Annotated in this window: 26 protein-coding genes and 3 tRNA genes; 11 read left to right on the forward strand and 18 right to left on the reverse strand. The window is 55.1% G+C overall.

Annotation, left to right across the window (positions count from 1 at the left end; translation table 11 throughout):
* Nucleotides 1-152 precede the first annotated feature (152 nt).
* The 10 genes from rpoB to tuf form a co-directional block, all read right to left on the reverse strand.
* Entirely contained in the window at nucleotides 153-4,289 is a 4,137-nt protein-coding gene (rpoB, locus tag PYL13_RS12410; RefSeq protein ID WP_275641553.1) for a DNA-directed RNA polymerase subunit beta, read from the reverse strand.
* A gap of 261 nt (nucleotides 4,290-4,550) precedes the next feature.
* Complete coding sequence (gene rplL / locus PYL13_RS12415; RefSeq protein ID WP_192488624.1) at nucleotides 4,551-4,928, reverse strand: 50S ribosomal protein L7/L12; 378 nt, start codon at nucleotides 4,926-4,928, stop codon at nucleotides 4,551-4,553.
* 58 nt (nucleotides 4,929-4,986) lie between these two features.
* Nucleotides 4,987-5,505, reverse strand: a complete 519-nt coding sequence (rplJ, locus tag PYL13_RS12420) for a 50S ribosomal protein L10 (RefSeq protein ID WP_192488623.1) — start codon at nucleotides 5,503-5,505, stop codon at nucleotides 4,987-4,989.
* A gap of 359 nt (nucleotides 5,506-5,864) precedes the next feature.
* Nucleotides 5,865-6,560: a 50S ribosomal protein L1 gene (rplA, locus tag PYL13_RS12425; protein ID WP_192488622.1), complete on the reverse strand. Its 696-nt coding sequence runs from the start codon at nucleotides 6,558-6,560 to the stop codon at nucleotides 5,865-5,867.
* Between the two features lie 2 nt (nucleotides 6,561-6,562).
* Complete coding sequence (gene rplK / locus PYL13_RS12430) at nucleotides 6,563-6,994, reverse strand: 50S ribosomal protein L11 (RefSeq protein ID WP_138790887.1); 432 nt, start codon at nucleotides 6,992-6,994, stop codon at nucleotides 6,563-6,565.
* 136 nt (nucleotides 6,995-7,130) lie between these two features.
* The gene (gene nusG, locus PYL13_RS12435) at nucleotides 7,131-7,661 is read right to left on the reverse strand and encodes a transcription termination/antitermination protein NusG (RefSeq protein ID WP_192488621.1); all 531 of its coding nucleotides are present in this window, start codon (nucleotides 7,659-7,661) and stop codon (nucleotides 7,131-7,133) included.
* Nucleotides 7,662-7,680: 19 nt separating this feature from the next.
* A complete protein-coding gene (secE, locus tag PYL13_RS12440) occupies nucleotides 7,681-7,881 on the reverse strand; it encodes a preprotein translocase subunit SecE (protein ID WP_192488620.1) in 201 nt (66 codons plus the stop codon).
* A gap of 194 nt (nucleotides 7,882-8,075) precedes the next feature.
* Nucleotides 8,076-8,151: transfer RNA gene (locus PYL13_RS12445), tRNA-Trp, on the reverse strand.
* A 450-nt stretch (nucleotides 8,152-8,601) separates the two neighbouring features.
* Entirely contained in the window at nucleotides 8,602-9,093 is a 492-nt protein-coding gene (locus PYL13_RS12450; RefSeq protein WP_275641554.1) for a GNAT family N-acetyltransferase, read from the reverse strand.
* Nucleotides 9,094-9,176: 83 nt separating this feature from the next.
* Nucleotides 9,177-10,352 (reverse strand): elongation factor Tu, encoded by a 1,176-nt coding sequence (tuf, locus tag PYL13_RS12455; RefSeq protein WP_192488619.1) that lies wholly within the window; start codon nucleotides 10,350-10,352, stop codon nucleotides 9,177-9,179.
* A 434-nt stretch (nucleotides 10,353-10,786) separates the two neighbouring features.
* On the opposite strand from tuf, the gene PYL13_RS12460 reads away from it, so the two are divergent.
* The 3 genes from PYL13_RS12460 to PYL13_RS12470 all read left to right on the forward strand — a co-directional run bounded on the left by PYL13_RS12460 (nucleotide 10,787) and on the right by PYL13_RS12470 (nucleotide 12,774).
* Entirely contained in the window at nucleotides 10,787-11,422 is a 636-nt protein-coding gene (locus PYL13_RS12460; protein ID WP_192488618.1) for a TerC family protein, read from the forward strand.
* A gap of 627 nt (nucleotides 11,423-12,049) precedes the next feature.
* A complete protein-coding gene (locus PYL13_RS12465; protein WP_275641555.1) occupies nucleotides 12,050-12,253 on the forward strand; it encodes a hypothetical protein in 204 nt (67 codons plus the stop codon).
* Nucleotides 12,254-12,534: 281 nt separating this feature from the next.
* Nucleotides 12,535-12,774, forward strand: a complete 240-nt coding sequence (locus PYL13_RS12470) for a hypothetical protein (RefSeq protein ID WP_250981785.1) — start codon at nucleotides 12,535-12,537, stop codon at nucleotides 12,772-12,774.
* A 216-nt stretch (nucleotides 12,775-12,990) separates the two neighbouring features.
* Here PYL13_RS12470 and PYL13_RS12475 read toward each other — a convergent pair.
* Nucleotides 12,991-13,064, reverse strand: a tRNA-Gly gene (locus PYL13_RS12475).
* 25 nt (nucleotides 13,065-13,089) lie between these two features.
* Nucleotides 13,090-13,174, reverse strand: a tRNA-Tyr gene (locus PYL13_RS12480).
* 213 nt (nucleotides 13,175-13,387) lie between these two features.
* Here PYL13_RS12480 and rlmB point away from each other — a divergent pair.
* The 3 genes from rlmB (at nucleotide 13,388) to PYL13_RS12495 (ending at nucleotide 15,676) form a co-directional block, all read left to right on the forward strand.
* Nucleotides 13,388-14,281 (forward strand): 23S rRNA (guanosine(2251)-2'-O)-methyltransferase RlmB, encoded by an 894-nt coding sequence (rlmB, locus tag PYL13_RS12485; protein ID WP_250981786.1) that lies wholly within the window; start codon nucleotides 13,388-13,390, stop codon nucleotides 14,279-14,281.
* An 80-nt stretch (nucleotides 14,282-14,361) separates the two neighbouring features.
* Entirely contained in the window at nucleotides 14,362-15,222 is an 861-nt protein-coding gene (locus PYL13_RS12490; RefSeq protein WP_275641556.1) for a helix-turn-helix domain-containing protein, read from the forward strand.
* A gap of 82 nt (nucleotides 15,223-15,304) precedes the next feature.
* Nucleotides 15,305-15,676: a cupin domain-containing protein gene (locus PYL13_RS12495; RefSeq protein WP_275641557.1), complete on the forward strand. Its 372-nt coding sequence runs from the start codon at nucleotides 15,305-15,307 to the stop codon at nucleotides 15,674-15,676.
* A 93-nt stretch (nucleotides 15,677-15,769) separates the two neighbouring features.
* Here PYL13_RS12495 and PYL13_RS12500 read toward each other — a convergent pair whose 3' ends face one another.
* Nucleotides 15,770-15,982 (reverse strand): alkylphosphonate utilization protein, encoded by a 213-nt coding sequence (locus PYL13_RS12500; protein ID WP_192488613.1) that lies wholly within the window; start codon nucleotides 15,980-15,982, stop codon nucleotides 15,770-15,772.
* 163 nt (nucleotides 15,983-16,145) lie between these two features.
* Here PYL13_RS12500 and PYL13_RS12505 point away from each other — a divergent pair, with 163 nt between their 5' ends.
* Complete coding sequence (locus PYL13_RS12505) at nucleotides 16,146-16,535, forward strand: acyl-CoA thioesterase (protein WP_250981789.1); 390 nt, start codon at nucleotides 16,146-16,148, stop codon at nucleotides 16,533-16,535.
* Nucleotides 16,536-16,613: 78 nt separating this feature from the next.
* Here PYL13_RS12505 and PYL13_RS12510 read toward each other — a convergent pair whose 3' ends face one another.
* The 3 genes from PYL13_RS12510 to PYL13_RS12520 form a co-directional block, all read right to left on the reverse strand.
* Complete coding sequence (locus tag PYL13_RS12510; protein ID WP_250981790.1) at nucleotides 16,614-17,435, reverse strand: hypothetical protein; 822 nt, start codon at nucleotides 17,433-17,435, stop codon at nucleotides 16,614-16,616.
* A 141-nt stretch (nucleotides 17,436-17,576) separates the two neighbouring features.
* Complete coding sequence (locus tag PYL13_RS12515) at nucleotides 17,577-18,758, reverse strand: DUF1501 domain-containing protein (protein ID WP_275641558.1); 1,182 nt, start codon at nucleotides 18,756-18,758, stop codon at nucleotides 17,577-17,579.
* A 3-nt stretch (nucleotides 18,759-18,761) separates the two neighbouring features.
* A complete protein-coding gene (locus PYL13_RS12520) occupies nucleotides 18,762-20,324 on the reverse strand; it encodes a DUF1800 domain-containing protein (RefSeq protein ID WP_275641559.1) in 1,563 nt (520 codons plus the stop codon).
* A 280-nt stretch (nucleotides 20,325-20,604) separates the two neighbouring features.
* Between PYL13_RS12520 and PYL13_RS12525 the strand changes: the two genes are divergently transcribed.
* The 3 genes from PYL13_RS12525 to PYL13_RS12535 are packed head-to-tail and all read left to right on the forward strand — an operon-like array spanning nucleotide 20,605 to nucleotide 23,067.
* Nucleotides 20,605-21,048: a GNAT family N-acetyltransferase gene (locus tag PYL13_RS12525; RefSeq protein WP_275641560.1), complete on the forward strand. Its 444-nt coding sequence runs from the start codon at nucleotides 20,605-20,607 to the stop codon at nucleotides 21,046-21,048.
* Nucleotides 21,048-21,575 (forward strand): DUF2946 family protein, encoded by a 528-nt coding sequence (locus PYL13_RS12530; RefSeq protein WP_275641561.1) that lies wholly within the window; start codon nucleotides 21,048-21,050, stop codon nucleotides 21,573-21,575. Before PYL13_RS12525 ends, PYL13_RS12530 begins: the two co-directional genes overlap by 1 nt.
* A 52-nt stretch (nucleotides 21,576-21,627) precedes the next feature.
* A complete protein-coding gene (locus tag PYL13_RS12535) occupies nucleotides 21,628-23,067 on the forward strand; it encodes a PepSY-associated TM helix domain-containing protein (protein ID WP_275641562.1) in 1,440 nt (479 codons plus the stop codon).
* Between the two features lie 51 nt (nucleotides 23,068-23,118).
* Here the strand turns inward: PYL13_RS12535 and PYL13_RS12540 are convergent, their stop codons facing one another.
* Nucleotides 23,119-23,577 carry a GNAT family N-acetyltransferase gene (locus tag PYL13_RS12540; protein ID WP_275642028.1) on the reverse strand — a complete coding sequence of 153 codons (459 nt, stop codon included), beginning with the start codon at nucleotides 23,575-23,577 and terminating at the stop codon, nucleotides 23,119-23,121.
* Between the two features lie 215 nt (nucleotides 23,578-23,792).
* Between PYL13_RS12540 and PYL13_RS12545 the strand changes: the two genes are divergently transcribed.
* Nucleotides 23,793-24,242, forward strand: a complete 450-nt coding sequence (locus PYL13_RS12545; protein WP_275641563.1) for a hypothetical protein — start codon at nucleotides 23,793-23,795, stop codon at nucleotides 24,240-24,242.
* Between the two features lie 28 nt (nucleotides 24,243-24,270).
* On the opposite strand, the gene PYL13_RS12550 is transcribed toward PYL13_RS12545, so the two are convergent.
* Nucleotides 24,271-24,624, reverse strand: a complete 354-nt coding sequence (locus tag PYL13_RS12550) for a DMT family protein (RefSeq protein ID WP_250981796.1) — start codon at nucleotides 24,622-24,624, stop codon at nucleotides 24,271-24,273.
* Nucleotides 24,625-24,834 lie beyond the last annotated feature (210 nt).

Here is a 24,834-nt window from a genome sequence, read left to right on the forward strand (position 1 = left end):
TCTGTTTGCATCTGGACCAGTCGTTCCCGGGATAACTGGTCAGTGCCTAAAACACGATTAACCGCGAAATGCGGCGAAACTATCCGCCTAAGGGCAATGCCCTTTTGGAAGAAACCGGCAGGCGCCGCTTTCGGCGCCTGCCTTGGTCATCTTTATTCCGCCGCGTCAGGCAGTTCGGAGCTTTCCTGGGCCTCGAGCTTGGAGTTCTCCAGCTCAACGGAAAGACCGAGCGACCGCATTTCCTTGACGAGAACGTTGAAGCTCTCAGGAATACCGGCTTCGAAGGTGTCGTCGCCGCGGACGATCGCTTCGTAAACCTTGGTACGGCCGGCCACGTCGTCCGACTTGACGGTGAGCATTTCCTGCAAGGTGTATGCTGCGCCGTAAGCTTCCAGTGCCCAGACTTCCATTTCCCCGAAGCGCTGTCCGCCGAACTGCGCCTTACCACCGAGCGGCTGCTGGGTGACGAGCGAGTATGGACCGATCGAGCGAGCGTGGATCTTGTCGTCGACAAGGTGGTTCAGCTTGATCATGTACATGTAGCCGACGGTCACCTTACGGTCGAACGTCTCACCTGTACGGCCATCATAGAGAACCGACTGGCCAGAGTCGTGCAGACCAGCTCTGGTCAGCATCTCAGCAACGTCAGGCTCATGCGCACCGTCGAAGACCGGCGTCGCAATCGAAACGCCCTTCTTGGACTGCTCGGCAAGTCTGAGCAGGGACTCGTCGTCGAAGTAAGCGACTTCATCCTTGGCATCAGAAGCATACACTTCCGTCAGCTCGCGCTTCAGGTCAGTGATATCAAGCGTCTTGTGATACTCATCCAGCATCTCGCCGATTTTCTTGCCCATACCGGCGCAAGCCCATGCAAGGTGCGTTTCGAGAATCTGGCCGACGTTCATGCGCGATGGCACGCCCAGCGGGTTCAAGCAGATGTCGACATGCGTACCGTCTTCCAGGAACGGCATATCTTCAACAGGCACGATACGCGAGACAACGCCCTTGTTACCGTGACGGCCGGCCATCTTGTCGCCTGGCTGGATCTTGCGCTTAACAGCAACGAAGACCTTGACCATCTTCATGACGCCTGGAGGCATTTCGTCGCCACGCTGAACCTTTTCGACCTTGTCCATGAAGCGCTGTTCAAGGCGCGACTTGGATTCGTCGTACTGGCCACGCAGAGCTTCGAGTTCGGCCTGGGCCTTCTCGTCCTCAACGGCAAACATCCACCACTGCGAACGCGGGTATTCAGAAACAACGAGGTTTGAAAGCTCGGTGCCCTTCTTGAAGCCCTTCGGTCCAGCGATCGAAACCTGACCACGCAACATGTCGATCAGACGGCCATAGACGTTACGGTCCAGGATAGCCTGTTCGTCGTCACGGTCCTTGGCCAGACGTTCGATTTCTTCGCGTTCGATAGCCATTGCACGTTCGTCTTTTTCAACGCCGTGACGGTTGAACACGCGGACTTCAACGACCGTACCAAACGTGCCAGGAGGCATGCGCATGGAGGTGTCGCGAACGTCGGACGCCTTTTCACCGAAGATGGCGCGCAGAAGCTTTTCTTCCGGCGTCATCGGGCTTTCACCCTTCGGCGTGATCTTGCCAACCAGGATATCGCCAGGCTGAACTTCCGCACCGATGTATACGATACCGGCTTCGTCGAGGTTCTTCAGGGCTTCTTCCGAAACGTTCGGAATATCGCGCGTGATTTCTTCAGGACCAAGCTTGGTGTCGCGGGCCATCACTTCGAACTCTTCGATGTGGATGGAGGTGAACACGTCGTCGGAAACGATGCGTTCGGACATCAGGATGGAGTCTTCGTAGTTGTAGCCGTTCCAAGGCATGAACGCGACGAGCGCGTTGCGGCCAAGTGCCAGGTCACCGAGATCGGTCGATGGACCGTCAGCGATGATGTCACCCTTGTTCAGAACGTCACCGACAGTCACCAGCGGACGCTGGTTGATGCAGGTATTCTGGTTCGAACGCTGGAACTTCTGCAGACGATAGATGTCAACGCCGGACTTGCCAGCATCGAGATCTTCCGTTGCACGGATAACGATACGGGTCGCGTCGACCTGATCGACTACACCGCCACGACGGGCTGCGATAGCAGCGCCGGAGTCACGCGCAACGATCGGCTCCATACCGGTTCCGACGAACGGAGCCTCGGCACGGACGAGCGGAACGGCCTGACGCTGCATGTTCGAGCCCATCAGAGCGCGGTTGGCGTCGTCGTTTTCCAGGAACGGGATAAGAGCCGCAGCGACCGAAACGAGCTGCTTCGGCGAAACGTCCATCAGGTTGATGTTGTCGCGTGGCGCGAGCATAACTTCGCCCGAGTGACGGCAAACAACGAACTCTTCCGAGAACGAACCATCAGTTTCAAGCGACGAGTTAGCCTGTGCAACGTAATACTTGGCCTCTTCCATAGCGGAGAGGTAGATCACGTCTGTTGTCACCTTGCCGTCAACGATCTTGCGGTACGGGCTTTCGATGAAGCCGTACTTGTTGACGCGGGCAAAGGTGGCCAGCGAGTTGATCAGACCGATGTTCGGGCCTTCCGGCGTTTCAATCGGGCAAATACGACCGTAGTGGGTCGGGTGAACGTCACGGACTTCAAAGCCTGCGCGCTCGCGGGTCAGACCACCAGGTCCAAGAGCCGAAAGGCGGCGCTTGTGGGTGATTTCCGAAAGCGGGTTCACCTGGTCCATGAACTGCGACAGCTGCGAAGAACCGAAGAACTCGCGAACGGCAGCAGCGGCTGGCTTTGCGTTGATGAGATCCTGCGGCATCACGGTGTCGATTTCGATCGAGGACATACGTTCCTTGATCGCACGTTCCATGCGCAGCAGACCCAGACGGTACTGGTTCTCCATCAACTCACCGACCGAACGAACACGGCGGTTGCCGAGGTTGTCGATGTCGTCGATTTCGCCCTTGCCGTCGCGCAGTTCAACCAGCATCTTGACCACGGCCAGGATGTCTTCCTTGCGCAGTGTACGCACGGTGTCTTCTGCATCGAGGTCGAGACGCATGTTCATCTTCACGCGGCCAACTGCGGAAAGATCATAACGCTCAGCATCGAAGAACAGCGAGTTGAACATCGCTTCAGCCGAATCCATGGTCGGCGGCTCGCCCGGACGCATGACGCGGTAGATATCGAACAGAGCGTCCTGACGGTTCTCGTTCTTGTCGGCAGAAAGCGTGTTGCGGATGTAGGCGCCAACATTGACGTGGTCGATGTTGAGAACCGCAATTTCTTCCAGGCCAGCGTTCAGAATAACGCCGAGGGTCTTCTCGTCGATTTCATCACCAGCTTCGAGGTAGATTTCACCCGTTGCGTAGTTGACGATGTCTTCGGCCAGGAAGTTACCGTACAGGTCTTCGTCGGTTGCCTTGAGAGCCTTGAGGCCCTTCTCGGACAGCTGACGCAGCAGACGCGGGGTCAGCTTCTTGCCGGCTTCAACAACAACTTCGCCCGTGTCGGCATCAACCATTTCGGTGATGACCTTGGCGTTCTTCAGCACTTCAGGCTGGAACGGAATACGCCAGCCATCGCCTGCACGCTTGTAATCAGAGCTTGTGTAGAACGTCGACAGAATTTCTTCGCCGTCCATACCGAGCGCCATCAGCAGCGAGGTGACAGGCAGCTTGCGGCGACGGTCGATACGCGCGTAAACGACATCCTTGGCATCGAATTCGATGTCGAGCCAGGAACCGCGGTAAGGAATAACGCGAGCAGCGAACAACAGCTTGCCGGAAGAGTGGCTCTTGCCCTTGTCGTGATCGAAGAAGACGCCCGGCGAACGGTGCATCTGAGACACGATAACGCGCTCGGTACCGTTGACGATAAACGTACCGTTGTTGGTCATGAGCGGCATGTCGCCCATGTAAACCGACTGTTCCTTGATGTCCTTGATGGACTTCGCGCCTGTATCCTCGTCAATATCGAACACGATGAGGCGCAGCGTCACCTTCAGTGGCGCTGCGTAGGTCAGGTCGCGCTGACGGCACTCTTCAGTGTCGAATTTTGGCTGTTCGAATTCGTAGGATACGAATTCAAGCATGGATGCGCCTGAGAAGTCTGTGATTGGGAATACAGACTTGAAAACAGCATTCAATCCCTCGTCGGGACGACCGCCCTTAGGCTCGTCAACCATGAGAAATTGGTCATACGAAGCCTTCTGAACCTCAATGAGGTTTGGCATTTCCGCTACTTCTGGAATTTTGCCGAAAAACTTGCGTACGCGCCTGCGACCGTTAAACGAAAGGGTCTGAGCCATCGTCGCTCCTTTAATAATTGCATCCGGGCCTGCAACGGACGGGGTTCGCTGGCCAGTCGATCCCGTCAATTAATGGGTATAATCAATCTCGTTTCACGTCCCGAACGGTAAGGCCGGATTGCCTGTACAGCGCGGTTCGAAACTATTCTCTTGAAGAACCCATTACCCAAAAGCCATTTTCACGCGGCTTTTGGGTAATTGGTTTCAGCGGAACAGCAAACGGGAGACGGCTTTTGCCATCTCCCGTAAGTAGTACCGATATTACTTAACGTCAACCTTGGCGCCAGCATCCTCAAGTTTCTTCTTGAGGTCAGCAGCTTCTGCCTTGGAAACAGCTTCCTTAACAGCCTTAGGAGCACCTTCAACGAGGTCCTTAGCTTCCTTCAGGCCAAGACCTGTGATAGCGCGGACTTCCTTGATGACGTTGATCTTGTTGGCGCCAGCGTCAACCAGGATAACGTCGAATTCTGTCTTTTCTTCTTCAGGAGCAGCAGCAGCAGCACCGCCGCCAGCAGCAGCAACTGCTACAGGAGCAGCAGCAGAAACGCCCCACTTTTCTTCGAGAAGCTTAGACAGTTCTGCAGCTTCCAGAACAGTCAATGCGGAGAGGTCGTCAACGATCTTTGCGAGATCAGCCATTTTTTAGTTCCTTTAATTCGGTTTGAACCGGTTTGAATATTTACAGCGAAAAACCGCCTTAAGCGGCTTCGTCCTTCTTTGAGTAAGCCGAGAACACGCGGGCAAGCTGGCTTGCCGGTGCTGCAACAACCGTAGCGACGCGAGTTGCCGGGGCATTGAGAAGGCCCAGCAGCTTTGCGCGCAGCTCGTCCAGCGAAGGCAGGGTCGCAAGCGACTTTACTGCGTCCGCGTTGAGCGCGGTTGCACCCATGGCGCCGCCGAGAATAACGAGCTTGTCGTTAGTCTTTGCGAAGTCCATGACGACTTTCGGAGCGATCATTGGATCAGTGCTGTATGCAATCAGCGTCTGTCCTTTGAAAAGATCAGTGATCTCTTCTGACTCCGTACCCTGAAGAGCGATCTTGGCCAGACGGTTCTTCGCGACTTTAACTGTGCCGCCCGCAGCACGCATTTTTGAACGGAAGTCGTTCATCTGCGCAACGGTGACGCCAGCATAGTGGGCCACGACAACCGAACCGGAAGCCTTAAAGACTTCGTTCAGCTCCGTGACGAATTCGCGTTTTTCCGCTCTTTCCACTGTCTGTCTCCAGTTGACAGGACCGCAATCATGCAGGCCCCATCGGGTTTGCCTTTGCCCCAAGAAACCTTGATAAATCAAAGTCCCGAGTGACGCTCGAGGATCCTGTCCCCCTGCTCTCTCACCCGAAGGCTGAAGGCACAAGGCACACCAGGTTCAAACCAGATTATTAAGCACCACAGGGATGCGAAAATCGGGCTCGTACCCGTCTCATGTAGGTTAACGTGATTAAGGCCAAATTCCTGAAAAGGAAAAAGGCCACCTACAATCTCGGACAGGAATTCCGGATTTCTCCGGAAACTTCCGGCCGGTGAGGCCGGAAATTCTTGTATAACAACCCCATGCGGGGATTGTCGAAATTATGCAGTAACCGACGACGGGTCGATGCGAACGCCAGGACCCATGGTCGAGGAGATCGCTACGCGCTTGACGTAGTTACCCTTTGCACCAGCAGGCTTGGCCTTGATGACGGCGTCAGCAAATGCCTTGATGTTTTCTTCAAGAGCCTTGGCGTCGAAGGAGGCCTTGCCGATACCAGCATGGACGATACCAGCCTTCTCAACACGGAACTCGACAGCGCCGCCCTTGGAAGCCTTAACGGCACCAGCAACATCCATCGTAACCGTACCAACCTTCGGGTTAGGCATCATGCCACGTGGGCCGAGAACCTTACCGAGGCGACCGACCAGCGGCATCATGTCCGGAGTGGCAATGCAACGATCGAAGTCGATCTTGCCGCCCTGAACGATTTCGAGCAGGTCTTCTGCACCAACGATGTCAGCGCCAGCAGCCTTGGCTTCATCAGCCTTGGCACCACGAGCAAAAACAGCAACGCGAACGTCACGGCCTGTGCCGTTTGGCAAGTTGACAACGCCACGAACCATCTGGTCAGCGTGACGTGGGTCAACGCCGAGGTTCATCGCAACTTCAACGGTCTCGTCGAACTTGGCTACAGCCCGTTCCTTAACCATCGAGATGGCGTCGGTGAGGACGTAGAGCTTGTTAGCATCAACGCCTTCGCGTGTCTTCTGTACGCGCTTTGCAAGCTTTGCCATGATCAACCTACCACTTCCAGGCCCATGGCGCGGGCAGAGCCCTCAACCATTGCCATTGCGCCTTCGATATCGGCAGCATTGAGATCCTTCATCTTGGCTTCTGCGATCGTCTTGACCTGAGCCTTGGTGATGGAACCAGCCTTTGCGCCCTTACCCGGAGTCTTGGAACCGGACTGAATCTTAGCTTCCTTCTTGAGGAAGTAAGTTACAGGAGGCTGCTTCATCACGAATGTGAAGGACTTGTCCTGGTAGTAGGTGATGACGACCGGAATCGGCATACCCTTTTCCATTTCCTGCGTAGCAGCGTTGAACGCCTTGCAGAATTCCATAATGTTAATGCCACGCTGACCAAGCGCAGGACCAATTGGCGGGGACGGGTTAGCCGATCCTGCCTTGACCTGAAGCTTGAGCTGGCCTGCAACTTTCTTAGCCATATCTCTCTGCCTTTCAAATCGAACCGGTTGCCCGGCTCATATGCCGGAAACTCCGGCGGCTGCGGTTGCGTGGTACGATGCTGACCCGGCTAGAGCCAGCAGGTCTTCCACGCGATTAGAGCTTTCGCTCTTCCAATCAGACCTTCTCGACCTGACTGTATTCCAGCTCGACCGGCGTAGCGCGGCCGAAAATCGAAACTTCCACCTTGAGGCGCGAACGCTCTTCGTCGACATCCTGAACAACACCGTTAAACGATGCGAACGGACCGTCGGAGACGCGAACCTGCTCACCAATCTCGTAAGAGATCGAGGACTTCGGACGCTCCACACCCTCCTGAACCTGGCCGAGAATACGATCAGCTTCAGAATCAGGGATAGGAACAGGCTTGTTGTCCGAACCCAGGAAACCCGTAACCTTCGGGGTATTCTTGATGAGGTGGTAAGCTTCATCCGTCAGGTTTGCGCGAACCATCACGTAACCTGGGAAGAACTTGCGTTCGCTATCGACCTTGCGACCGCGACGAACCTCAACAACCTTTTCAGTCGGAACGAGAATCTTTTCAAAGAGATGCTCAAGCCCCTTCTGGCGAGCCTTCTCCTCGATCGACTCAGCGACCTTCTTTTCAAAATTTGAATATGCGTGAACTATATACCAGCGCGCTGCCATCTTTATCTCCGGAAATCCGTTACTGACCGACGCTCAGCACAAGGCGAAGCAACCAGCCGATGAGTTGGTCAGCTGCGAAAAAGAAAAGCGCAGCCACAATAACCATGACGAGCACCATGGCCGTCGAAATCATGGTCTCGCGGCGCGATGGCCAGGTAATTTTTGACGCTTCCGAGCGAACCTGCTGAAGAAACGCAAATGGATTGGTTTTGGATGCCATTGACTGCCCACGCAATTACGGCACGTAAAGCCGATAAATCAGCCCCACGCACCGCGTGTCTGTTTTACCCTACATAAACGCCGATTCTCAATTTAACAAGAGGAAATCGACATTCAATGAACTCCACCGGAAATCCCATCCGGCCCTTCCAGCCAACATGCCGCAAATTAAACGCGCTTGTCATTGCTGAAAAATGGCAGGGGCAACCGGGCTTGAACCGATGACCTGCGGTTTTGGAGACCGCCGCTCTACCAACTGAGCTATACCCCTTCAGTCCGATCAACCGTGGATGTTTCCATCTCCGTAATCGGTATGCGGCTCTTTAAGACGCCCTGAAACGAATGGCAAGGGTGTTTTTTCTTTTTCCTGCAAAGAGTAACGGGAAAACTCTCTAGCCCTTATTTTTTCGTTCCGATTTCGGGGCGCATTCCCGGTTCTCTCCAGTGCCCGGCGCATTTTCAAATGTGCAGCGCGTCTTCGGTGGAGTGCCGCACACCTTGTGAAGCACCTTGAAACAAGCGCATCTGCCGCCCGGCCCCGCGATAACCCGGACCACCTTTACAACCACAGCCCTTGCAGGCTGGTCGATCCGGGCAACTTTGCGCACCAACTGGCGACGCAAAGGCCGGCCCCACCAGAAACCCGGCCAGAATCACAGTCTTCAGCATTCCCAGCAAATGATTCGCACCCCAAAACCCCGTGTCACCACGGATAGACACATCATTTCAAGGAGATGCAATAGAACTTTGTATCAACAGCCATCACAGGGAAGCGCTTTGGCAGCGTCTCTTTTTCCACTTCGGCAAAGCCATTCTTTTCATAGAATCGATGCGCGGCCAGAAACTTGTCCGTCGTGCCGAGGTAGATTTGTGTAATGCCGCTGCGCCTTGCCTCCTCAAGCAGGCGACCGAGCAGCTTCGCCGCAACACCCAATTCCCTGCCGCGCGCCTGCTCCGCCACGAACATCTTGCGCAGGGCGCCCTGCCCCTCACCAATATCCTTGAGTGCAACCGTACCGACGATGTCGCCGTCGAGCTTCGCCACCCAGAAACCGCCCGCACCGGACTGATAGAAGCCAGGGATATCACTGAGATCAGGCTGGTCTTGCGCCGTGATCGCAATACCAAACTCGTCTTGCTGGATCTTGACGATAAGCGCCGTTACCGCATCACGCTCCGTTGGTGCAAATGCGCTGATTTCGACAAATTGCATCGTGCAGCTCCCCTGTTATGCCCAAAACAGAAAAGCCCCGCTGTTTCCAGCGGGGCTCTCAATCCATCCCTTACCGGAAAGAATTATTCGATGATCGAGGCAACGATGCCAGCGCCGACGGTACGGCCGCCTTCGCGGATAGCGAAGCGCAGCTTTTCTTCCATCGCGATTGGAACGATCAGTTCGACTTCAACGGTAACGTTGTCGCCTGGCATAACCATTTCCGTGCCTTCTGGCAGCGAAACGATACCGGTAACGTCAGTTGTACGGAAGTAGAACTGAGGACGGTAGTTCGTGAAGAACGGTGTATGACGGCCGCCTTCTTCCTTCGTCAGGATGTAGGCTTCTGCCATGAACTTCTTGTGAGGCTTAACAGAACCTGGCTTGCAAAGGATCTGACCACGCTCAACGCCGTCACGGGTAACGCCGCGAACCAGTGCACCGATGTTGTCGCCAGCCTGGCCCTGATCGAGCAGCTTGCGGAACATTTCAACGCCGGTAACAGTCGTCTTAGACGTCGCCTTGATGCCGACGATTTCAACTTCTTCACCAACCTTGACGATACCGCGCTCAACGCGACCGGTAACAACAGTACCACGGCCAGAGATCGAGAACACGTCTTCGATTGGCATCAGGAACGGCTGGTCGATTGGACGCTCTGGTGTTGGGATGTAGGCGTCAACCTGAGCCATCAGCTCACGAATAGCGTCTTCACCGATCTTCTTGTCAGAATCGTTAAGAGCAGCAAGAGCCGAACCCTTAACAACAGGAACGTCGTCGCCTGGGAAGTCGTAGGAAGAAAGAAGTTCACGAACTTCCATTTCTACGAGCTCGAGCAGTTCTTCGTCGTCGACCTGGTCAACCTTGTTGAGGAACACGACCAGAGCAGGAACGCCAACCTGACGAGCAAGCAGGATGTGCTCGCGGGTCTGTGGCATTGGGCCGTCAGCAGCCGAGCAAACCAGGATCGCGCCGTCCATCTGGGCAGCACCGGTGATCATGTTCTTCACGTAGTCGGCGTGGCCGGGGCAGTCAACGTGTGCGTAGTGACGGTTAGGCGTCTCATACTCAACGTGGGCTGTCGAAATGGTGATACCACGAGCCTTTTCTTCAGGAGCAGCGTCGATTTGGTCATACGCCTTGAACTCGCCGAAGTACTTGGTGATTGCGGCCGTCAACGATGTCTTGCCGTGGTCAACGTGACCGATCGTGCCAATGTTAACGTGTGGCTTGTTCCGCTCAAACTTGCTCTTTGCCATGTGAATTGCTTCCTGTGAACGTGAAGTAGTTTCCCCGGCGAACCGGTTTGGTGTCGCCGTTTAAGGCTTTGTAAGCGAATGCGCAAGACTTAATTGTCAAACAGAAATACCGTTCGACCCTCAATGCGCGATATAAGCGTGCTTACGTGCCGTTAAGGGCCCTATATAAGAAGAAGAGTGCGCGGTGCAAGCACAAGGGAGCGGCGACTTTAGTGCCCCCCGACCGGCCAGATGATTCCCTGCCACAAAATGACTTTATTGTGATTTGCTATGCAAGATATGGTTTACGGCAAGTTTCCGATGTCATATGACGCCTGTTAATCGCCTTGGGGAGAAAGGCGACGGGCCAAGCCCGAAATCACATTTCCTGCCTTCACTGACATTGTTAGACGCTTTCTCCTGCGCCGCCCCATCATCCGCTTCAGGATATATCCATGGAAATTTTCACCGCCGCCGGATTTACGGCATTCATTCAGGTTATCGCCATCGATCTCGTGCTCGCCGGCGACAACGCTATCGTTATCGGCCTTGCTGCAGCCGGCCTTCCCGCACATCTGCGCCGTAAAGCCATTCTGATCGGCATTATCGCCGCAACCGTGCTGCGTATCGGTTTTGCCGCCGTAACCGTACAACTCCTCGACATTGTTGGCCTTCGTCTCGTCGGCGGTCTGTTGCTGGCTTGGGTATGTTGGAAGATGTGGGTCGAACTGCGCGAGCAGAACGGTTCAATGGAAGACGAGGTCACGGACGATGAAGCCGACCTGACCAAGGGACACAAGACGTTCTTCCAGGCAGCCATGCAGATCGTCATTGCCGACGTTTCCATGTCGTTGGACAATGTGCTGGCTGTGGCTGGTGCGGCACAGGAACACCTGACGGTTCTGGTGATCGGCCTCGTCGTTTCCATCGCCCTGATGGGTCTGGCCGCAAACTTCGTTGCGAAGCTTTTGCACCGCTACCGCTGGATTTCCTATCTCGGCCTGATGGTCATCATCTATGTTGCCCTCAACATGCTCTATCATGGCGGCATCGAAGTCTGGCCTTACGTCCAGCCATATCTTGGCCAGTAATCAGCAATAAATGCCTCGTTTCCGGCAAACCAAACAGTAAACAACTGGTTTGCCGGAGACATGTCTCAGTCATTTATGGCTGTGGTTTCGAAACAAAACGGGACGCGACGTGCATTTCGTCAATTTTTGTTCCGCATTTTAACGACAAAAGAATAAGTCGTTAACTGAACTTGTTCAGCAAGCCTCAACAGATCTTCGACAATATGAGCCCGGAACGCCTCATGATGAGGTGTCTTGCATGGGATGTACCATATGTTTATCGACGCTATCGTTACCCTTACTTTGATTATTGCGCCTCTCTATCTTTTCTTCCGCTGGGTTCAGGCGGATTCGGAAAGACAAGACAAGCCCACATCAAACGGATCTGCTTCCTTTCGATAAAGACAGCAGCACCGACAGCACGCGGCGATAAACCGCTCCGCCCCTCCCGGCTTTCAAATTCTCTTTCATAGCTTGTGATCCGCTTTTGCTCTTACGGTTCCGTACCGTAGAAATGCGATGCACATCACCCAAATGGGGCATTACAACAGCCCATTCTGGTGTTGAATTAACATCTCGTTCACCATAAGCTACCTGCTTCCGCGCCCGTATCGTGCAGGCGCGGCTGCAAAAACCATGAAAGAGTTCATGCACACACCAGTCCTGATCACCGCCTATGTGCTGATTACAGGCATTTTCATTGCCTATACCGGCATTGAAATCCTGCGCGACAATACAAAGCCGCGCTTCGCTCACTGGATTGGAATTAGCCTGTGCACCCTCTGGCCGGCACTGGTTGTCATGGCACTCATTTCTGTCTTTGTAGGCAGAATGCGCCTCAGCCAGAACTGAATGCAGCGCAAGCCGACCTCACATCATCTGTGACCATACACATCGAGACAAACGGCCTGCAAACATGGGTGCGACAGCCGTAGCTCCTGTCCTGCCGCTCCCCACCCTGGAGCACGACCCCTCGCGCCTCAGGAATAGGTGACGGCGGCTAGCGTCCTGATCTCTTGAACGCGAAAACAACTGCGCCTGTGGTTCCAGCCTCTTTTGTTTCGGTCGATCGAAACGCCAGATTGACTCTTGCTCCAAATGAGAACATTTATAGAACAGATTTGAGGGACATCATGGCTCAGGCTGAAAAAATCATTGTAATGACGTTCAAGAAGAACCGCGGCGGCATCGTGCCCGGTGAAATGCGGACAGCGTCCAACCCAGTAGCAGCGGAAAAAATCGCTGCCGCGATGGCTCCGCGTCACGTTGGCGTGGCGGCTTACAAGGTGATGGTTGACGATGAAAGCGGCGACATGGCGTCACCCATCCTGATCGCGTCTCACGGCGAAATTGCCGATCTGGACGGCGACTGATTGGCGACCTTCTTTGGCACACGCTAGTCGCTAAAAAACTGCGATTTTCATGTTGAAAAAACGGTCTGAATCGCTCTGCTTTTTTACGGAGCTTGCGAAGCCTGGTGCATTTTTCCGCTGTCGAATCGAAAAAAACACGCAACCACAATTGAAGCGCGTTGACTGACACGAAGTGACACGAGCCAAGAAATAAAAGATGTAAGTGATTGAATTGATTGGAGCGGGTAGCGGGAATCGAACCCGCGTATTCAGCTTGGAAGGCTGCTGCTCTACCATTGAGCTATACCCGCGGCGGTGATTTCGATCCGTGCAGAATGGTGGAGGAAGTTGGATTTGAACCAACGTAGGCTGAGCCAACGGATTTACAGTCCGTCCCCTTTAACCACTCGGGCATTCCTCCAGTATTCTGCGAGGATCAAGCTACCAAGCTTTAGTCCAGATTTCCGTGTCCGGCGCGTCGCCGTTCGTCGTCTGTGGCCGGGTATATGACTGCCCGATCTTCATCTGTCAACACGCCCTGTCACGAATTTTTCGAAAAAAATTCAATTGCCTTACACAGGCTGTGGATAGCGCGGGGGCTGGTGTGATGAGATCGCCGGAGATATAAGGCGCTATGAGCAACGACGATCAAAATGACAAATCCACCCGTGACACGCACTACGCTAACCTGCGTCGTGCCGTACGCGATGCAAAACGCGAACGGGGTGAGATTCCCACCCCCGCCTTCCAGAAACGCAAGCGCCAGGGCGCTGATGATTGGAAGCCACCGCAACTGAATGCCGATCAGGTCTATCTGTATGGCCTGCACACAGTCCGCGCGGCACTTTCCAACCCGGAGCGGCAGATTATCAAGCTGTCGGTCACGCAAAATGCGCTGGCACGTCTGGAAATCGGCACCGCCGAAGAACAGAAGTTCCCGGTGGAAATGGTATCGCCGCAGGATATCGACAAGGTTCTGGGACCAGAAGCCATCCATCAGGGCGTGATGCTGGAAACCCGGCCGCTGCCAGTGCGTAAATTGTCTGCCCTGAAGGACAGCCCGCTTATTCTGGTGCTGGATCAGGTCACAGACCCGCACAATGTCGGTGCCATCATGCGCTCTGCCGTGGCCTTCAAGGCTGGCGCCATCATCACCACCATGCGTCACAGCCCCACAGAATCGGGCGTCATGGCGAAATCTGCCTCCGGCGCGCTGGAAATGATCCCTTATATCCAGATCACCAATCTGGCCGATGCGCTGGGTGAACTGCACAAGCTCGGCTTTTTCTCGGTTGGTCTTGATTCGGAAGGTCCAGCCCCGATCGAACAGACATTCAGCGGCGAAAAGGTCGCCCTTGTTCTGGGCGCGGAAGGCAAAGGCCTTCGCCAGAAGACCCGCGAAACCGTCAGCGCACTGGCACGACTGGATATGCCGGGCGAAATCAAGTCGCTCAACGTTTCCAACGCAGCCGCCATTGCACTTTACGCAACGCAGCAGTTCCTGGCTGGCGCGACATCTCGTAAGTAACCCACGATTTTCGAGATCGCCGACATGACATCTTCCTTTCCCGAATATACGAAAACACATTCGGGAAAGGTCCTCTGGCCATGAAGGATGTCGGCCACGGCTCTGTGCTTGCGCAGGGTGAAAAGAGGAAAAACGGCTGGATCAGCCACGCCAACGATCCCGTCGGCATGGAACGCATCGAAGCCTTCTTTGCGGCGCGCGGTTATGAAATGCACCGCCACGATACCTACGCCATAGGGCGAACCCTCTCCGGCATCCAAAGCTTCAATTACCGTGGCGCTCTGCGTAACAGTCGTCCCGGCGGTACCATGGTCCTGCATCCGGACGAAAAACATGACGGACAGGCAGGTGCCGAAGATGGTTTCCATTACCGTATTGCCTATATCGAACCGGCCGCGATCCAGGCTGTGTTGCGCGGCCGCCCCCTGCCCTATGTGCATGGTGGCATTTCCGACGACCCACGACTGTTTGCGGCCACCGACCGTATTCTGCGCAGCGTAGAGGACCGTATCGAGACCTTCGAATATGATGATGCCCTTTATGATCTGGCGCACGCCCTGGAGGCTGCAGCGGGCACGGCGCCGGCCAGCGGCAAAAAACTGATCGATTACCATTCCGCTGAAATGGCACGGCAATATTTGCATGAGCTACCGCAAACAGCGACGATGGAATATCTGGAGCAACTGTGCGGGCGAGACCGCTGGAGCCTGTCGCGCGATTTCCGCACCCTCTTTGGCACAAGTCCCTATCGTTACCTGACGATGCGCCGCCTCGATGCGGTCAAAACTGCACTACGCACCGGGCAAACATTGGCAGAAACCGCCTTTTCCTCAGGTTTTGCCGACCAGAGCCACATGACACGGCAGTTCTCAAAAGCCTTTGGCATCAGCCCGGCTCGCTGGCTAGGGCTGTTACATCACCGACAGGTGACAACAAGATAACCAGCTGAAACGCTGCACGATCGTTCAAGACGCCGGTTGTCATCACGCCTAATGCTCAGGGCTTTCCAACAGGATGCCTGACATGCAGAAAACCTATACACCCGTGCGTTTTGACGAAAAATTCCCGCTGCTGACCGAGCACTGGCAGCCACGCGTTGTCGCGGAGATGAACGATTACCAGTTTAAGATCGTGCGTATTCTCGGTGACTTCATCTGGCATGAGCACGCACAGACCGACGAAACCTTTATCGTGATGGATGGAGAGCTGCGCATCGACTTCCGTGACGGCGCCGTCACTTTGAAGGCTGGCGAGATGTTTGTCGTGCCAAAGGGCGTCGAACATAAACCTTTCGCGGAAAATGAAGTGAAACTGCTGCTCATCGAGCCGCGTGATGTTCTCAACACCGGTGAAAGCGGTGGAGAACGCACCGCTGTCAACGACATCTGGATTTGACGTCTACGCCATCAAAACATCGCCTATAAAAAAGTCGCGCAGCGGAACCCGATGCGCGACTTTTGTTTTCAAACCCCTCGTCCGAAAAAAGTATCAGGCCTTTTTCAGAAACTCGGTGCGCAGCACCAGCCCCTTGATCTTGGCGTGGCGGCAATTTACCTCGTCCGGATTGTCGGTTAGCTGGATACCCTTGATCATTGTGCCACGCTTCAGCGTTTCCGAGGTACCCTTGACCTTCAGGTCCTTGATCAGCGTAACATTGTCGCCATCCTGCAGGATCGCGCCGTTCGAATCTCTCACATCCATGATCATTCCAATCGCGTAAATTGCTTTGTCCAGACGCACGGCTTAACGGTTGCAAATACGGATTGTCCAGTGCGGCATTGATTGCAGGTCGCCAACATATCCCATAAACTTCACCGACTTGCGGAATCGCAAAAATAACCAGCCGAATGGAGACAGCGCAGCAATGACCGACACCCCCAAGCCAACCGGAGAGTTGACACTTCGCACTCTCGCCATGCCAGCCGATGCCAATCCGGCCGGAGATATTTTCGGTGGCTGGGTTATGTCACAAATGGACTTGGCAAGCGGCATTCGCGCTGCAGAACGTGCTCGCTGTCGCGTCGTCACCGCATCGGTGAAGGAAATGGCCTTTGAGCTGCCGGTCAAGATCGGTGACACGCTGAGCATCTATACCGATATCGTTCGCGTCGGCCGGACATCCATTACGCTCAGCATTGAGGCCTGGGCACACCGTTCGCGCTATAACAAGCTGGAAAAGGTCACTGCGGCAACCTTCATCATGGTTGCGCTTGATGATGACGGCCAGCCGACACCGGTCCCTGCCGAAGCATAATCGCATTCCCCCCCCAAGGGAATGTTGCAGACATGAGAAAACCCTTCCGTCTAAGCCAGACCGGAAGGGTTTTGTTTTTCAGAGCAATCGCATTGCTTCGCCTGACATCGCCTTGCCAAATGGCGCGACCTTGTCAAACGGTTCCCAGAGGAACTCGCGCCACAGGCGGGCGCAACCGGAGCCATGGTCAAGACCAAAGCTCTGCGGGAAGTTCAAAACGTAATTGGCGGTGAAGATATCGCCACTGAACACCATTTCGATCGGGTTGCGCGCATCATGCATGACAACGGCCGCAAGGTTGCGTGGCCTGTGCAATGCCAACAGCTGCGAAATATCGATCTTGCGATGGGCATAGGCGTCGTAATAGGCCTGCGGCAACAGGATCGGATCGGTGCCGTAGGAATTCGGGTTCCAATTATGCGTCGCGATGGACTGCTTGACCTTGGCCAGAAGTTCTGGGCGGAAACCAGTCTGCGGGTTTACCGCGAAAGAGACCAGCATCGCATTGTTGCCGATCATCGCCAGTCGCTTGTCCAGCAGAATACCGAATCGAAGCGAAGCATAGGCACCAGCACTGCACCCGACGAACTTGACGTGGGTAATGCCGTTCTCGACAACATATTTGATCAGCCGATCAAGGATCTCGTCTTCATGCTCGAGATACCAGGAGGTCTTTTCTTCGACAAACCAGATGACATGCGCATGGTACTGCGGAATGACCGTGTACCCATCGAGATTGGTGTCGAACGGCACACCCGGATTGGAGTAGGCCTTGTTGCCGTAACCGTTGAAACAGACGATCAGGTTTGTCGACCGCGAAGGGCGCACAACAGATAAAAGACGGCCTTTGGCCGGTGCTACCGGATTATTCGCAAGGCTATCATGCACCTGTATATTCATGCCTATCAACGCTCCATCTGGACACCAGCAAATACAAGTGCTTTACGCAGCCAAACTTGCGCCAGAGTGGATTAAGGCATGTTCCGAAAGTGGCCTTCGACTAGCGAAAGCCCCTTGCTTCATAGGTCGACAGGAGACCGATCACATTCGCAGATACGGTGAGGCCCTGTCGAAGCTCAGGCCAGGAAAAATGCCCGCGGTCAGATCATTCACGTTGACACCGAATTGTCGCTGCAACATTGCCGCCGCCACCTCGCGCACATCACCGGTTGGCATCAGATCACGGTCATCAAGCAGATTGCTTTCATCAAGACCCGGCCATTTTCCTAGCACCTGCCCGCCGGCAATGTCGCCGCCAGCCACCAGCGCCACACTGCCAGTGCCATGGTCGGTGCCGCCAGTCCCATTTTCACGCACTGTACGGCCAAACTCGGTCACGGCAAGGACAACCGTCTTTTTCCAGACATCATCACCCAACTGGTCTTTCAGCGTGTTGATGGCAATCATCAGGTCTTTCACCGTGCGAGCAAATTGGGCCTTCTGTCCCGCATGGGTGTCCCAGCCATCAATCGAGAAACTGGCAATGCGATAATCCTCACGCAGCAGACCTGCCGTCAGATTGGCGACATCCCGAATACCCTGCCCGCGTTTTTCATCTTCAAACAGGATGTCGGCCGACATGTCGGTTTTCAGTGCTTCGCCGAGAACACGCGAAAAATCGGGATCATTGGCATAAAGCCGCTTCAGAAAACCGATCTCGTCTTCCGGCATGGTAATGTCGGACACCGATGACCAGACATCGACCTCATTGGGTCCGGACAGGATCAGCTCCATTGAAGTGTTGATGTCGATGGCCTTGCGGTCGGCAGAGCGCGGAATGGTCGACAGCGCGCGGTTCAGCCAGCCGGATCGTTCGTCATGCACGGCCTGGCCACCGCTTTCCAGCATGTCCTGTCCGTCAAAATGGCTGCGAGCATCACGATATGGCGTCGAAACCGCATGCACGAAGGCAAGTTCCTTGCCCTGCCACAGCGGCATCAGAGCTTCGGCGGCCGGGTTCAGGCCAAAAAATCCATCGAGATCGAGCAGTCCGTTGTCGGGCGTCATCGCCAAACTCGGCCGCATGGCGGCAAACAGCGGATCACCAAATGGCTGCACCATGTCCAGCCCGTCCATCGCACCACGCAATACAATGGTCACGAAACGGTTGTCGCCCGGCATGGCTGCAAAACTGACCGGCGAAAAAGCCGGCACGGCAGCGGCACAGCAGGCCGTTGCCAGAAAACTGCGGCGGCTCAAAAGCATGTCTTCAGAGAAAGTCATAATCTATCTCCTGTTGAATTCCGGTGATGAAAGAACAAGCGTTATGCCGCTGGCCCGGTTTGGGGCCTGCTGCACAACTTTAATCGTGTCGTCTCGCGCCATATCTGCCAGCGCGGTTTGCAAAAGAGTTTTCGGCTCGATGTTGCGGCCAAGACTGTTGGCGGCTTTTCGCGCCCATAAAATGCGTTCGCTGATCTGGCTGGGGGAAAGCCATGTCGTTACCCCCTCTTCAAATCCGGCCGGGCTTGGCGGCTGCCACACCGGCTGGCCCATACGCTTCAGGGCAGCAATCGTCATGCTACGGGCAAGTCCGGGTTTACGGACATTGCCGGTGGCGCCCGGCACCGCCTGACCTTTTGCCAAAGGCGCAGGTTTTGCCATGTCGCCAGACATATCCGGTCCGCTATCCATCCCAGATGCAGATCCCGGATTTTGCGCAGCATTCGACATCGCCGGAGCAGTGGTATTGTCAGCCATATCGGCAGTGTCACCGTCGGGAGACATTATATCACGCCAACTTTTGCGGTCTATGCCAAGCGCGCGTAAACCGGACACCACATAATCGAACGGCAGCTTCATCTTGCGGCCGGGGTCGCTCCACGCCCGTGGCTGCGACACCATCACCTCATAAACCTTGGCCAGATTGCCATCGCTCGCCCGCCAGGCATCGATCATGGCCTTGATCATGTCAGTTGGAGGCTCATCGGCGATGAAATGCACTACCAGCTTGCGACAGATATGTTCAGCAGTTTCATGTCGCGCGGCGAGATCATCCAGCATCGACAGGCAATCATCGACCGACCGTTTGCGGCCCCCATAGGAAACGCCGAGCACATCGATCTGCCCCGGCTCTGCCAGACGCGGGCGAAACAGCATCTCATACTGGTCATTGACAGTCATACCGGTCAGCACCAGTGCGGCGGATCTAACATCCGTCTGGGTGTAGCCGCTGCCCGCACCCATCGTGTGCAGTTCCAGCAATTCTCGACCGAGATTTTCATTGAGCCCGCGTCTGCGGTTCTGCGCCGCGGCTGAATCCGGGCCAGCTGACCGGTCTTGATCGAGGTAGATCAACATGGCTGGGTGGAGGATTGCCGCCTGCAACAGATCACGGAAGGAGCCGGCCAGATGCGGGCGAATAGCTTCGCTTTCATAAAGCGGCGTCAGCAACCGCATTGGCAGGGCTTTATAGGCATTGACAGAAAAATGGTCGAACCAGAAGCCGGACAGGCGCTCGTAAAAACCGTAGGGCGAAAACACCGCCTGTGTCACCCGTGCCACGGCATCGCGCTGGAAGGCCTGATTGGCCTTTTGTTGCAAAAGCTTTCGCCCTTCACGATCCCGCTCACCACCGTTGTTAATGGCACGGATTTCCTTCAACCCTTCGGCAAGGTCATCGGCGCGTTGCCGCGCTTCATCTATGCCACCTCTGGGAAACATCGGTTCTGACCGACTGCCATCGGCCAGTTGGCCCAGCAGATCATCCAGCCGCTCGCCGTGTTTTTCGTGAGGTGACAGGCCGTAACCAAAGCGGATCGCAGCCATAGTCGGAGAGTAGGAAACCATATCTGCCACTCCTGCCAACATTCGGGAAGTGACAGGCTCTCAAGCAAAGCGGGCGGCAATCGAGCGAAACTGCGGCCTTTTTCAGACATGGATAATTTGTAATCCAAAGCGTCCTTATCACCATGGGCTTGCCATCGAAATCCCGACAAGGTAGTTTTTGGGGGCAATCTGTAGAAGGAGTTTTATGCGCAGAAGCTAGATGAGCACCGCTTCAGGCGGTTTCACAGCTGGTTCAAATTTGAGCCGGCCTGTTTTTACGCATACTCACTACGGAAAAATCATGTCGAACACAGACATTACCATCCGAGCTTACGGGCCTTCGGATCAACAGTTGCTTTCGTCCATCTGGTTTGAAGCATCGATAACTGCCCATGCATTTCTGGGAGAACAACGGCTGCGACAGCAGCGTCAGTTGATCGAGGAACTTTATCTGCCGCAAGCCGATACATGGGTAGCTTGTATGAAGGATGAACCTATCGGGTTCATCGGGCTTATTGATAACTTTATTGGCGGTCTGTTCGTGTCTACGTCCTACCAGGGCAATGGCATAGGCAAGGCATTGCTCTCACATGCGCTCACATTGAAAGGCGGACTTTCTCTGGATGTTTACGCCGCCAATCGAAATGCACGGCAGTTCTATCTGAGGAACGGGTTTCGGGAAATTTCCTGCAGTCCAGTCGATGACGAGGGTCTGCCCTTTCCCACGATCCGTATGAACAGATAATGACCAAGCAACCGGCGGCGCATCAGTTGCGCCGCCGCACCCTAGCAGAACTGATTAAAAAGGCAGATCACGGGACAGAGCGTCACAGTGACAAGTCAAAAAAACTGTGCCAGTCAGGTGCGATGAAGCTCATTCGCAAAATCATGCAGGATCGCAGTTCGGCTGGCGCTGTCGCCATGCTGGCGCTGCTGCTGTTTTTGCTGCAGGGGCTGGCCAATGGCGTTGCCCATGGCAACATGGCCACCATGGCGCTGGCTGCAGATGAGATTATCTGCTCCAGCCATTCCCCTGCTGGCGCGACAGAAAAACAGGACCCGGCTGGCAAACTTGCCAATAATTGCTGTGGCACGCTCTGTCGCCTGGCATCGGTTTCCGCTGCCGCGCTTCTGGTCACGCCAAACGAACTGGCAACAGCCCTTCTGCCAAAGGTGGATATTACCTATGTGCAGCCGCAGGCTGACCAGCCGGCCACGCCACCCAATCGGGAATCGCAGCCTCGCGGACCACCCGTTTCCAAGCAAGTCTGAAAGAACAACACACCGGCCCTGCCGGTCATCCTTTCATTTTGCGGAGACATCCATGTCCGTTACCACCTCTTTCGAGGGGCCGCGCGCGCCTGCGCAATCCTCTTCGATCAATCTCTATCGCGCCGTCTGGCGCTGGCATTTTTATGCAGGTCTGTTCATCCTGCCTTTCATGATCACGCTTGCCATCACTGGCGCGCTCTATCTGTTCAAGGACGAGATCGACAATGTCATTCATTCCGATCTCAAGCGCATCGACATCTCGCAGAATGCGCACAATGCCAATCCATCCGAGATTGTCGCGGCCGCTCTGGCTGCGGTTCCTGGCACGGCGGTCAAATACACCACACCTGACAACCCCGCTGCATCGACCGAAATCACCGTCAGCACGTCACAGGGAAAACGTGCCGTTTACGTCAACACTTATACAGGCGAGGTGTTGGGTTCGCTGCCTGATCGCGGCACCGTCATGTGGACCGTGCGGTATCTGCACAGCCTGAAATACTTCGGCACCTACGCCCGTTATTTCATTGAAATCGCCGCAGGCTGGTCCATGCTGCTGGTGGCAACCGGCATATATCTGTGGTGGCCACGCAACCAGACCGGCGGCGTACTCACTGTCCGCGGCACACCGAAAAAACGGGTATTCTGGCGCGACACCCATGCTGTCACCGGAATTTTTGTCGGCTTCTTCATCGTTTTTCTGGCGGCCACGGGCATGCCATGGTCGGGTGTGTGGGGCGGTAAGGTCAATGAATGGGCCAATGGCAGCAATTTCGGTTATCCATCCGGTGTGCGCGTTGATGTGCCTATGTCGAGACAGAAGCTTGATGACATCTCGAAAACCTCATGGTCGCTGGAGCAAGCACAGATACCGCTGTCACAGGGCCATGATCATGGACAGGGTGATAGCGGCCATGAAGGTCATGCTGGCCACGCCACCATGCCTGCCACGCAACAGACGCCAACAATGAGCGATACGATTGGCATAAACGGAGCCATTGCCCGTTTCGAGCAGCTTGGCCTGACACCGGGTTACGCCGTGGCCCTGCCGACGAATCCATCCGGTGTCTATAGTGGCTCGATCTATCCCGACGACCTGTCCAAACAGCGGGTCATCCACCTCGATCAATATAGCGGCGAAGCACTGATCGACATGAGCTATGCGGATTACGGTCCGATGGGCAAGGCTCTCGAATGGAGCATCAACACCCATATGGGCCAGCAATTTGGTCTGGCAAACCAGATCGTGCTGACCCTGGCCTGCCTCGCCACCGTGCTATTGGCAGTCTCCGGTGGTGTCATGTGGTGGAAACGTCGCCCCAAGGGCTCGCTTGGCATTCCGCCAATGCCGCAGGAAAAGCGAGTCATGCGTGGCCTGATTGCGATGCTGGCGATTGGCGGAATTTTCTACCCGCTGGTGGGGTTAAGCCTGCTGGTCATGCTGGTGCTGGATTTTGCAGTTCAGAAAATCGGCAAAACCAAAGCTGCCTGAACAGAAGAACACGAAAACAGCGGCCGGGAGCCATCCCGGCCTCTTCTGCCCCTAGAGATAAAATGCTTTACAGACAAGACCATCCGGCGTGCGGTACGTCTGAAAACCCATGGCCTCATAATAGGCCTGCCCCAACATATTGTCCGCGCCAATGCTGGCATCGATGCTGCGCAAGCCAAATTCTCTCGCGGCACGCAGCGTATCCCTGAACAAGGCAGATCCGACACCTCTGCGCGCGGCAAGCGGGCTGACATGGGTGCCGATTATGCCCCAACCTTCAGCCACATCCCAAGGGTTCCCCACCTTCGCAAGACGCAGCGATTGAAACCCGAGAATACGCCCATCGTCGTCTTCCGCCACTATGCACTGGATGCGGTCTTCCGGATCGATATAGGCGGCCAGAATAGTCGTCTTGTCGGTGGGCATCTTGCGCAAACCGGCTGCGAAAATTTCGTTTTGCACGGCTGCCATGCCCTCGGCATCATCTGACATTGCAGGTCTGGTTTTCATCATACCGCCTTCATAACTGGATGCCAGAATATGAGCAGCAATCGAGAGGAAAGGCCAGTCACATTGATTTACCGCGGCAAATTACCTCTATCTATCAACGTGATATTTGGTTCAGCGGATTCAATATAGGAATACGAATGAGACTTTCCTGGATCGATTCCCACGAAGACTAGCCATTGCCGCGAAGGCCGACGCCGCCTGACCGGAGGAGGAAAATGTCCGAAACAATTTTACGCTACGCGCCGCTTGATCCCAACTGGCAGCCATCGGACGAACAGTCAGGGCAAGCGGTGTCATTGTTGAAAGCCATGGCGCCGCTGGCCGAAAATGTCTCGGGCCATTTTGAGGACGATGTGCGCTTTTATGATCCCGGCGAGAACTGGTCGGGTGTAAAATGCCCCAACTGCAAGGCGGATGTCGAGGGCTGGTGGGGCGAAGCCATGGACACGGCCTTTGCCAGCGAATTCAAAAATCTTTCCGCCGAAGCTCCCTGCTGTAGCACGACCGTGAATTTGAATGGGTTGGACTATGTCTGGCCCGCTGGCTTTGGGCGTTTTGCGCTCGAGGCGCTCAATCCCAATATGGATGACACAACGCACGAGCAGGATCAGCAGCTTGCCGAACGCCTCGGCGCGCCGCTTCGAAAAATCTGGGCCAGATATTAAGCCAGCCCAGATCCGTAAATGCACGATGTCAGGTTCTGAAGATAAATGACGCACCCAGCGCAATCAGTGCAAAACCGATAACGTGGTTGATGGTCAGGCTTTCCTTCAGCCAGAAGATCGAGAAGCCGGCAAATACGATCAGCGTGATGACTTCCTGCATCGTCTTAAGCTGCGCTGTCGAATAGACCTCAGAGCCAATACGATTGGCAGGGACCGCCAGACAATATTCAAAAAACGCGATGCCCCAGCTGGCCATAATCGCCAGAAACAGGGCGCTGCCCTTGTGCTTGAGATGCCCGTACCAGGCAAAGGTCATGAAGACGTTTGAGGCAATGAGCATCAGGACGGGCCAGATGTGGGCAGGGCTGATAGAGAAAGGCATGATCGACCTTTGGAGATTGTGAGGGAAACCGGAACCGAAAAACAGAACATCTTCGGAATTTGGCCACTTGCTTACAGCATCTGGCCAAAAAGTGTACTGGGCTTTTTTGCGAAGCAGATGCCCTGATGTAGAAGGTATCGGCTCCATTCTTTCACCCGCCGCCCGGCAATGAAAACGGAGGATAAAACACGCCAGCATTCGTTCGGTTCC

Origin of the sequence: Agrobacterium sp. Azo12 (genome assembly GCF_029193765.2) — a bacterium.
Taxonomy (GTDB): Bacteria; Pseudomonadota; Alphaproteobacteria; order Rhizobiales; family Rhizobiaceae; genus Agrobacterium.

Bases quoted from the DNA above. Each gene is read 5' to 3' on its own strand.
- PYL13_RS12460 (WP_192488618.1), top strand. From the start codon at position 10,787: ATGGAAATTTTCACCGCCGCCGGATTTACGGCATTCATTCAGGTTATC.
- PYL13_RS12540 (WP_275642028.1), bottom strand. From the start codon at position 23,577: ATGAAAACCAGACCTGCAATGTCAGATGATGCCGAGGGCATGGCAGCC.
- PYL13_RS12505 (WP_250981789.1), top strand. From the start codon at position 16,146: ATGACCGACACCCCCAAGCCAACCGGAGAGTTGACACTTCGCACTCTC.
- nusG (WP_192488621.1), bottom strand. From the start codon at position 7,661: ATGGCAGCGCGCTGGTATATAGTTCACGCATATTCAAATTTTGAAAAG.
- PYL13_RS12495 (WP_275641557.1), top strand. From the start codon at position 15,305: ATGCAGAAAACCTATACACCCGTGCGTTTTGACGAAAAATTCCCGCTG.
- PYL13_RS12510 (WP_250981790.1), bottom strand. From the start codon at position 17,435: ATGAATATACAGGTGCATGATAGCCTTGCGAATAATCCGGTAGCACCG.
- PYL13_RS12470 (WP_250981785.1), top strand. From the start codon at position 12,535: ATGGCTCAGGCTGAAAAAATCATTGTAATGACGTTCAAGAAGAACCGC.
- PYL13_RS12520 (WP_275641559.1), bottom strand. From the start codon at position 20,324: ATGGTTTCCTACTCTCCGACTATGGCTGCGATCCGCTTTGGTTACGGC.
- rplK (WP_138790887.1), bottom strand. From the start codon at position 6,994: ATGGCTAAGAAAGTTGCAGGCCAGCTCAAGCTTCAGGTCAAGGCAGGA.
- PYL13_RS12535 (WP_275641562.1), top strand. From the start codon at position 21,628: ATGTCCGTTACCACCTCTTTCGAGGGGCCGCGCGCGCCTGCGCAATCC.
- PYL13_RS12500 (WP_192488613.1), bottom strand. From the start codon at position 15,982: ATGGATGTGAGAGATTCGAACGGCGCGATCCTGCAGGATGGCGACAAT.
- PYL13_RS12490 (WP_275641556.1), top strand. From the start codon at position 14,362: ATGAAGGATGTCGGCCACGGCTCTGTGCTTGCGCAGGGTGAAAAGAGG.
- PYL13_RS12545 (WP_275641563.1), top strand. From the start codon at position 23,793: ATGTCCGAAACAATTTTACGCTACGCGCCGCTTGATCCCAACTGGCAG.
- rpoB (WP_275641553.1), bottom strand. From the start codon at position 4,289: ATGGCTCAGACCCTTTCGTTTAACGGTCGCAGGCGCGTACGCAAGTTT.
- PYL13_RS12530 (WP_275641561.1), top strand. From the start codon at position 21,048: ATGACCAAGCAACCGGCGGCGCATCAGTTGCGCCGCCGCACCCTAGCA.
- secE (WP_192488620.1), bottom strand. From the start codon at position 7,881: ATGGCATCCAAAACCAATCCATTTGCGTTTCTTCAGCAGGTTCGCTCG.
- PYL13_RS12515 (WP_275641558.1), bottom strand. From the start codon at position 18,758: ATGACTTTCTCTGAAGACATGCTTTTGAGCCGCCGCAGTTTTCTGGCA.
- PYL13_RS12450 (WP_275641554.1), bottom strand. From the start codon at position 9,093: ATGCAATTTGTCGAAATCAGCGCATTTGCACCAACGGAGCGTGATGCG.
- rplL (WP_192488624.1), bottom strand. From the start codon at position 4,928: ATGGCTGATCTCGCAAAGATCGTTGACGACCTCTCCGCATTGACTGTT.
- PYL13_RS12550 (WP_250981796.1), bottom strand. From the start codon at position 24,624: ATGCCTTTCTCTATCAGCCCTGCCCACATCTGGCCCGTCCTGATGCTC.
- PYL13_RS12525 (WP_275641560.1), top strand. From the start codon at position 20,605: ATGTCGAACACAGACATTACCATCCGAGCTTACGGGCCTTCGGATCAA.
- PYL13_RS12465 (WP_275641555.1), top strand. From the start codon at position 12,050: ATGCACACACCAGTCCTGATCACCGCCTATGTGCTGATTACAGGCATT.
- rlmB (WP_250981786.1), top strand. From the start codon at position 13,388: ATGAGCAACGACGATCAAAATGACAAATCCACCCGTGACACGCACTAC.
- tuf (WP_192488619.1), bottom strand. From the start codon at position 10,352: ATGGCAAAGAGCAAGTTTGAGCGGAACAAGCCACACGTTAACATTGGC.
- rplA (WP_192488622.1), bottom strand. From the start codon at position 6,560: ATGGCAAAGCTTGCAAAGCGCGTACAGAAGACACGCGAAGGCGTTGAT.